The sequence below is a fragment of the Candidatus Desulfosporosinus nitrosoreducens genome (assembly GCF_030954495.1).
GTDB classification, from domain to species: Bacteria; Bacillota; Desulfitobacteriia; order Desulfitobacteriales; family Desulfitobacteriaceae; genus Desulfosporosinus; species Desulfosporosinus nitrosoreducens.
Window position 1 is genome coordinate 1 of record NZ_JAVHUW010000011.1, and the last position, 7,787, is coordinate 7,787.

A 7,787-nucleotide genomic window follows, 5' to 3' on the forward strand; every position below is an offset into this window, starting at 1 on the left:
AAGAGCGGCTAAGTCCCTGGATAAGTGCGACTAGGATTCAGTTGGAGTAAAACTCCACCTGAATCAAGTCTTCTTTATCCTCTGACTAATCCGCTCTAAGACTCCCGCTTTGCCAAGCGGTGAGTCAAGAGCGGCTAAGTCCCTGAATCAAGTCTTCTTTATATTTGTGTCTTAAATTTTGCTCTCACTCGGAGTTTCTGTCATAAACTTCATTACTAAACTCGCTCAATAATTCTTCGCATTTTTTCAGCCTTTCCATGGCTTCCGCTTTAAGCGAACAGTCGAAATAGTCTTTTTGTATGATCTTATTCAGCCAAATATGGAGCTTTTTTATCTCATGCTCATTTTCTTCGAGCTCAGCATAGATAAAGTTTTCAGTTTCAGTTTCATGCTTCATTTCATGCTCAAAATCATCACATTTATCAAGCAACTCTTTATAGTCCAATTCTCTCTCTGAATTAAAGCCAGCAATCAAGATCTGGTTTTGCTCTTCACTCTCAATTACTGTTGTGCAAAAAATTGATTTTCCTCCATTCTGTTTAATTTGCAACTCAAGCGCCTTCAACTCCTTTGCGGCGAATTCCGATTCGGGTAGAATCCAAATCGATTGCAAAACGTTATAGGCCGCAATTGATTTGAGCTTTCTCCAAACAGCCATCCTGTTTTTATGGTTTTCCCTCGGTATTTGATAAATAAGTGTTGTCCAATTCATAAAATCATCTCACTATAAATAATGTAACCGGTATAACTAAATTGTTATACCGGTTACATTATAACATTACATACTCTTCTGTCAAGATTTTTCTTACTTAAATTCAGGCAAGTATTTGAGAACTTAATATCTCCTTCATCCCGGCTTCATAAATTCACCTGTTTTTTGTCATTGCGCTTTGTCATTTTGGGTTTATCTTTAAAGAATTTTGGACTTATTGCAAAGTAACTCTTTCATTTCATGGTTTTTGTGCCAAATACAAATCCATTGTGTCATAAACAGGCAATTTCCCGCCAAAATTGTTGATAGCAGATATTATTTCATTCTCCAATCTATTTTTCAGATCTTGAGGAAGAGCTCTGTGGTCAGAATAAGTATTTAGTAAAGCTATGTAATTTTCCGCGCTAAAAGTTCGAGTTTGAAAGAATAATTTTGAGCAGCAATTGATGAACCCGTGACGCTTTATAGTATCTTCCACTTTCCTGCAGTCATTTTTATTAAATTCAAGCGGTTTTTTATCAGATGGTTTATATTTATTGTAGACCTTCCGAATCTCCAAATGGAGCAAATCGTCAGCGCGATTTACAAAAGGGTGATTCCAAAATAATGCTAGAGCACCGCCGCTTTTTAAAAGGTCAAAAGCCTTTGTATAACTAATTTCTTCCGGTATCCAATGAAAAGCCGTTGCGGAATAAATCAAGTCAAATGTGTTATTATTGCTTTGAAAACTTTCAAAATCAATCTTAAGGATTTCCAAATTCTTAAAGGAAGCAAATTTCCGTCTGGAATATTCGGCTAATTTTTCACCAATCTCAATAGCAGTTAATTGGCATTGAGTTTTAAGAATTGGCAAAGTCGCCTGGCCCGTTCCAATACCTATCTCAATGACTTTTTTCGTTTCGTCTATATCCGAATAGCGTATAATTTCATCATAGAGCTCAGGAACGTAATTGGGCCTCCATTTGTCATAATTAAATTCGTCTTCATTAAATTTCAGTCGTAAATCCATATGATATACACCCTCAACGTTTCCATTTTATAAAGCTTGACTCACCGCTTGCCGAAGCGGGAGTCTTAGAGCGGATTAGTCAGCGGCTAAACGAAAAAGTTCCGGTTGTGATTATTCCAGGAATAATCACAACCGGACAATCGGCTTTATCACCAAAAACCTACTTACTCAGCTTTATATCCGGCATCGGTTACCGCTTTGACCAAATCTTCGCGCTTGGCATTACCTGCTACGACGGCTTCCCCTTTAGCCAGGTCAACGCTCGCCGTTTCAACACCGCTTACTCCGTTGAGTGCCTTTTCCACATGCATTTTGCAGTGATTGCAAGTCATTCCTTCAACTTTTAATGTGATTTGGCTCATCTTATTTACCCCCCATAGTTATTTATAGTTTGTCTCTCGGTTTCAGATAAAGCGGACTTGATTCAGGTGGATTTTTTAACTCCATCTGAATCTTAGTCGCACTTATCCAAGGACTTGGCCGCTCTCAACCCACCGCTTGCCGAAGCGGGAGTCTTAGAGCGGATTAGTCAGCGGATAAAACCCAGAGAAATTTATCAGTCGCTAAAGCTGCCGCCAAGGCAGCCAATCTCAGCTTAAGCTGCAAGCTTTTTGTCGTAGTTTTTAAGCAAAAGGGAATTAGTGACGACGGACACCGAGGAAAAAGCCATGGCCAGTCCAGCCCATTCCGGGGGTAATAATTTGCCGGTAACCGGAAAGAGTACACCGGCGGCTATGGGAATGCCTATGGTATTGTAAATCAATGCCCAAAAGAGATTTTGCTTGATTTTCCCGAGGGTTTTTCTCCCTAAACGAATGGCGCGTTCAACATCGAGCAAATCATTGCGAACTAAAACAACATCCCCGGTTTCTTTCGCCACATCAGTGCCGGAACCGATGGCTATGCCGATATCGGCTTGGGCCAAAGCGGGGGCATCATTAATACCGTCGCCTACCATAGCAACCTTCAATCCTTGTTCCTGGAACTTTTTTACAATCTTAATTTTGTCTTCCGGCAAAACCTCGGCAACAACTTCGTCGATCCCTACCTGAGAGCCTACGACCTTCGCCACTTTTTTATTATCTCCGGTAATCATAAAGGTTTTGATGCCTAATTGGTGCAGGCGGGCAATCGCTTCCTTGGTTCCTTCTTTTAAAACATCGGCAAGGGCGATTAAACCGATGACTTCCCCATTTAAAGCCACAAAGCTTGTGGTTTTGCCTTCTTCCGCCAAACGCTGGAAATCCCGCTCCGAAGAGCCTAAAACAGCGTTATACTTTTGGATTAATTTAATATTGCCGATCAGCAGCTGCTTGCCTTGGTAAGAACAGATGATTCCATGACCGCCTTCTTCCTGATAATCCCGCACCTCTTCAATAAGCACACCTTCAGCCTTGGCCCGGCCAACTACCGCCTGGGCCAAAGGGTGAATGGAAGGATTCTCTCCGGCCGCCGCTACTTTCAGCACATCCTCTTCCGTATACCCCTTAAAACTCACGATATCGGTTACTTCCGGCTTTCCTTTTGTAAGCGTACCCGTCTTGTCAAAGCCAACCGCCTCAAGTTTGGAAATTCCCTCTAAGACCGCCGCCGATTTAAACAAGATGCCCCGATTTAAGCCAACTCCGCTTCCCACCATCACTGCCGTGGGAGTCGCCAGGCCCAAAGCGCAGGGGCAGGCGACAACGAGAACGGCGATTCCGGCCGTTAAAGCAAAGACAAAACTGCCGTGAACCAGGAAATACCAGATCAAAAAGGTTACGACCGCAATCGAGACCACCGTGGGAACGAAATAATTGGAGATCGTGTCGGCTAAACGCTGAATCGCCGGTTTAACTCCTTGGGCGTCCTCGACCATCTTAATGATTCCCGAAAGCATGGTATCTTTACCCGTTTTCGTAGTTCTAACTTTAATATTCCCAGAAGAATTGATCGTGGCGCCGACAACCGGGTCCCCCACACCTTTGTCAACGGGGATGGACTCACCTGTGATCATTGCTTCCTCAATGCTGGCTTGACCTTCGATAATTTCACCGTCAATCGGGATTTTCTCACCGGGTTTCACGACGACGATATCTCCGATTTTTAAGCTTGAGGCGGGAACTTCCCTCTCTTGGCCCTCGATCAGAATTCTTGCTTTATCGGCTTGAAGTTCAAGCAGGCGCTTTAAGGCTTGACCTGCACGGCCCTTGGCTTTGGCTTCCAGGTATTTGCCAAACCGGACAAAGACAATCAGTAAGGCGGAGGTATCAAAGAAAGTAGGCCCCACAAAGAAAATTTGCGGAAAGGTTGTCATAACACTATAGGCATAGGCCGCTGTTGTCCCTAGAGCGACCAGAACGTCCATATTGGCGGTCCCGTTTTTCAAGGCATGATAAGCCCCCCGGTAAAAGGTCCAACCGGCAGTAAACTGGACAATGGTCGCCAAAACAAACATAATATATACACTCGTCTGACTCATCCGCACATACATAAGGGGCATAAGGGGTGCGGAAAGAATAGCGCTGAAGATCAGCCAATAAAGCTGCCTTTTGACGGCTTTATCTTCCCGGTTTTCTTCTTTGTTTTCAATGGGGGTATAGCCTGCGTCCTTTACCTGCTCAAAAATTCCTTCCAGACTTATAACATTGGGGTTAAACTCGACGCTTACCGTTTCAGTGGCAAAGTTGACAGTAGCTGAGCTTACTCCAGGAGTATTTTTTAATTTCTTTTCAATGGTTAAGGCACAGTTGGCACAGCTCATGCCACCGACCTTGAACTGCTGCTTACCCTCTTCTTCACCTTCGCTATAGGCCCCGTAGCCCAGGTCCTTGACCTTGTCCAAAATATCTTCCGTTTTCACAAGACTCGGATCATATTCTATCGCCAGTTTTTCCGAGGCGAAATTCACCGTTGCCCGCTTGACGCCGGACATTTTTCCTACCCCTTTTTCAATGGTCAGGGCGCAATTGGCACAAGTCATACCCGTAAGTTTAAACTGCTTTTGCTCCTCATCTTCTTTGTCCGCACTTGGGGCAAGCGGCTCACTAATTCCTGGGGAACTTTTTTCCCCATCCGCGCGGCCTTGATCCCGGAGCGCTTCCTCCTCCCCGCCGGGCTCAGCCGGCAGCGGTGTCAAGGAATATCCCGCTTCCTCTATGGCCTGACGGAGATCCGCCTCTTTAACCTGGCTGGGGTCATAATCAAAATCAGCTTTCGAATCCTCCAAAGAAACTCTTACATTTTCCAAGCCCGGCAGCCCTTCCAAGGCCTTGCTTACTCTGTTTACACAATGCTGGCAGGTCATGCCATAGACTGAAATCTGTCCCGGTATTTTAACCTGGTCCTCTTTATCGACCTGCTCATACTCCAGGTCGTCGACTTCGTAGCCCGCCTCTTCAATAGCCTGGCGGAGGCTCTGACGGTCGATCACAGAGGGGTCCCAGTCAAAAGTAGCTTTTTCTTCGGCTAGCAAAACCTGAACATTGTTTACCCCGGAAAGACCTTCGAGAGCTTTGGCAACCCGCTTAACACAATGTTCGCAGCTCATGCCCAGGACTTTAATTTCGGATGCTTGTTCTTGTGCCATTAGGTATCACCTCACTGCCCTATTTCATCATTCGGAAAATGGTTTTTAGTACTTCATCGATAACTTCCGTATCCTTCGCTTCCAGCCGCTCGCAAACGCATGACTTCATGTGTTTTTCAAGCAGCAGTTTGGAAACACCATTAAGGGCGGACTGAACAGAAGCGATTTGATTGAGAATATCGTCGCAGTACACATGCCTTTCTATCATACCTTTAATCCCCCGCACCTGACCTTCGATCCGGTTCATGCGGTTGGACAATTCTTTGATCGTTTTTTCATTGTGATGGCTTTTTCGTTCATTTTGACCGCCCATTTCAGCTGAGCAACTCAGGCAAGATTGAATTTCCTTATCTTCATCCATTTAAATCACTCCCTTAATACAGTTATATAGTATACCCCCCTAGTCTATTTGTCAACTAACAAAGAGCTTTCCCGTCCAAAGGATTTTTAGATTATAAAATAGCTTTTCCTTCTTAAAACAAAACAATGTGAGGTTTTTTTCATCGTTTTCATCGTTTTCAGCGTATTTATCCGCTGACTGATCCGCTCTAAAACTTCCGCTGCTGCAAGCGGTGAGTTAAGAGCGGCTAAGTCCCTGGATAAGTGCGACTAAGCTTCAGATGGAGTTAAAACTCCACCTGAATCAAGTCTTCTTTATTCTGAGATTGTGTTTTAAACAGCCTATAAACTAATTAGGAATATCTGGAATCATCCAGGAAGCTATGCATTCGCACGGCGATAGTATTGAACTTGTGTTCATTTTTATAGTGGTGAACAATAAAAGGCTTAGGATATTGTCCACCCTTTTAAAGTCGCTACGTTAATGATCTTAATGTTTAGTGTGAGGGAATCTTTTTGACGCGGCTAAAAATAGGCCTCAAGAAAGCTGCTTATAACGTCGTTCAATTCTTTCCTCAGCTATTAATCCCATTTTCTTAAAGCTCAAACCATGTTTCCCATAGACCTTGTTCTTTCCGAATATGAACAATCTGTCCAATGTGATATGCATTGTGCATGGCCAAATGCGTCAACGAAGTCCACCAGCATTCATCTTGATCTGGGTGAGTTCGACTCTCCAGCTTCGCGTCGTCGCAGTTGCTAATGGCCTCTTCCCATTGTCCCAATACGTAATTTAATCTTTGCAGCATATTATCCCAGTTATCATCAAGCTCGCTGAAAGCTCCCTGCTCGAATGTTTCAGCGTTGGATATTTCCATTGGAGATAAGGAACCTTCTTTAAACCTTTGCAGATAGCGTTCATTCCAGAATACAAGATGGCGGATAATACCAATGATTGAATTCGCGGATTGTTCACCGCCTTTGGTAACCTGGTCCTCGCTTAGTCCTCTCAGGGCAACATTCAATGGCGGAAACCATCCATCTTTATGATGGCATGAATACAACTGTGTAAGCAAAAGTTCTTTCCGATTTGACATCCCTTTACCCCTCTCTTTATAGATCATTTTTTTAAAGTTGAAGTAAACCAGAGCTTTAGTCATACATCCTCTCTCGGCAGTTTGCGTGAATAATGCAATCTTCCTTCAACTCCATACTTGATTTGCGGAGTACTATAATCATAGACAAGAAGATACTCTTGGATTTGTTCTTTGGTCGGAACGTTTCCCAGTATACTAGAGGTACTTCTTTCATTCAAAGCTTAAATTACTTCATTACAGGAATAGCTCCTTTCGTATTAAAATTACTCTTTATTTTTAATCGTTTGTTTAAACATCTACATTAAGGCTTCAGCAGAAATTTTTGTGTTCATCTCTTTTTCTCTAACCCTAAGCAATAAAGTCGCTTCAGTAAGAGCACCAACTAATACCAACACCAGTGCGTATTTTATATTGCTTCTACTATATAAAATACCAAAACAATTCATCCCTAAAGGTTCTAAAATAGAGTAAAACATGAACCTAGCACTTGCAAATCTTCCCAAGTATTCTCTTGGAACTCTTTTCTGAAAATATGTATTAAGAAATGCAAAACCACTTGAATTAAACATCATTCCAAAGAAACAAATTAAAGAAAAAAATGCAATTATAAAAATAATATTTGATTTAAGAGCGTTTCTTACGCCTTCAAATCCTACTATAAGTAGTATAGAAAAAGGAATAACCTTTCCTATACGACTAATAAACAATGAAGTTGCATCTGAATGCCTCTTTTTTAAAAACATTACTAACATAGGTGAAGCTAGTACACCAACCATAACGAAAGTTTGAGATATTCCATAGGCATATTCTGGCGCCTTTAAAACACTAACTATAATTACAGGCATACCAATGGTATAAAAAGGATTAATGAAGAATCGTGAGGCGCCTACTCCCAAAGTTGCACACATTAAATCCTTATTACTATATAAATTGAGTTAAGATATTCATACAATTTGTCGATATTCTTTCTGAAGCTACTTTATACAAAAGATGAGGATAAAAATGAGAGCATCAGAGGAAGAATTAAAAGCCATTAAATCGGCTATGGATAAAGAAAAGAAG

The 7,787-nt window shown here is 42.3% G+C and carries 7 protein-coding genes; all 7 read right to left on the reverse strand.

What is annotated here, in order from left to right; all coding sequences use genetic code 11:
- Positions 1-184 precede the first annotated feature (184 nt).
- Positions 185-658: a Chromate resistance protein ChrB gene (locus tag REC12_RS00680; protein WP_308891610.1), complete on the reverse strand. Its 474-nt coding sequence runs from the start codon at positions 656-658 to the stop codon at positions 185-187.
- Between the two features lie 292 nt (positions 659-950).
- Complete coding sequence (locus tag REC12_RS00685; protein ID WP_308891613.1) at positions 951-1,721, reverse strand: class I SAM-dependent methyltransferase; 771 nt, start codon at positions 1,719-1,721, stop codon at positions 951-953.
- A gap of 164 nt (positions 1,722-1,885) precedes the next feature.
- The gene (locus REC12_RS00690) at positions 1,886-2,083 is read right to left on the reverse strand and encodes a CopZ family metallochaperone (RefSeq protein WP_308891615.1); all 198 of its coding nucleotides are present in this window, start codon (positions 2,081-2,083) and stop codon (positions 1,886-1,888) included.
- Between the two features lie 233 nt (positions 2,084-2,316).
- The gene (locus REC12_RS00695) at positions 2,317-5,289 is read right to left on the reverse strand and encodes a heavy metal translocating P-type ATPase (protein WP_308891618.1); all 2,973 of its coding nucleotides are present in this window, start codon (positions 5,287-5,289) and stop codon (positions 2,317-2,319) included.
- A 19-nt stretch (positions 5,290-5,308) separates the two neighbouring features.
- Positions 5,309-5,602, reverse strand: coding sequence for a metal-sensitive transcriptional regulator (locus tag REC12_RS00700; RefSeq protein ID WP_374214152.1), 294 nt, complete (start codon positions 5,600-5,602; stop codon positions 5,309-5,311).
- Between the two features lie 622 nt (positions 5,603-6,224).
- Positions 6,225-6,725, reverse strand: a complete 501-nt coding sequence (locus REC12_RS00705) for a DinB family protein (RefSeq protein ID WP_308891624.1) — start codon at positions 6,723-6,725, stop codon at positions 6,225-6,227.
- Between the two features lie 296 nt (positions 6,726-7,021).
- A complete protein-coding gene (locus REC12_RS00710) occupies positions 7,022-7,633 on the reverse strand; it encodes an MFS transporter (protein ID WP_308891626.1) in 612 nt (203 codons plus the stop codon).
- Positions 7,634-7,787: the final 154 nt, after the last annotated feature.

What these genes read in the sequence shown, in the direction of transcription:
- REC12_RS00705 (WP_308891624.1), bottom strand. Translation starts at nt 6,725, where the DNA reads ATGTCAAATCGGAAAGAACTTTTGCTTACACAGTTGTATTCATGCCAT.
- REC12_RS00685 (WP_308891613.1), bottom strand. Translation starts at nt 1,721, where the DNA reads ATGGATTTACGACTGAAATTTAATGAAGACGAATTTAATTATGACAAA.
- REC12_RS00690 (WP_308891615.1), bottom strand. Translation starts at nt 2,083, where the DNA reads ATGAGCCAAATCACATTAAAAGTTGAAGGAATGACTTGCAATCACTGC.
- REC12_RS00680 (WP_308891610.1), bottom strand. Translation starts at nt 658, where the DNA reads ATGGCTGTTTGGAGAAAGCTCAAATCAATTGCGGCCTATAACGTTTTG.
- REC12_RS00700 (WP_374214152.1), bottom strand. Translation starts at nt 5,602, where the DNA reads ATGGGCGGTCAAAATGAACGAAAAAGCCATCACAATGAAAAAACGATC.
- REC12_RS00710 (WP_308891626.1), bottom strand. Translation starts at nt 7,633, where the DNA reads ATGTGTGCAACTTTGGGAGTAGGCGCCTCACGATTCTTCATTAATCCT.
- REC12_RS00695 (WP_308891618.1), bottom strand. Translation starts at nt 5,289, where the DNA reads ATGGCACAAGAACAAGCATCCGAAATTAAAGTCCTGGGCATGAGCTGC.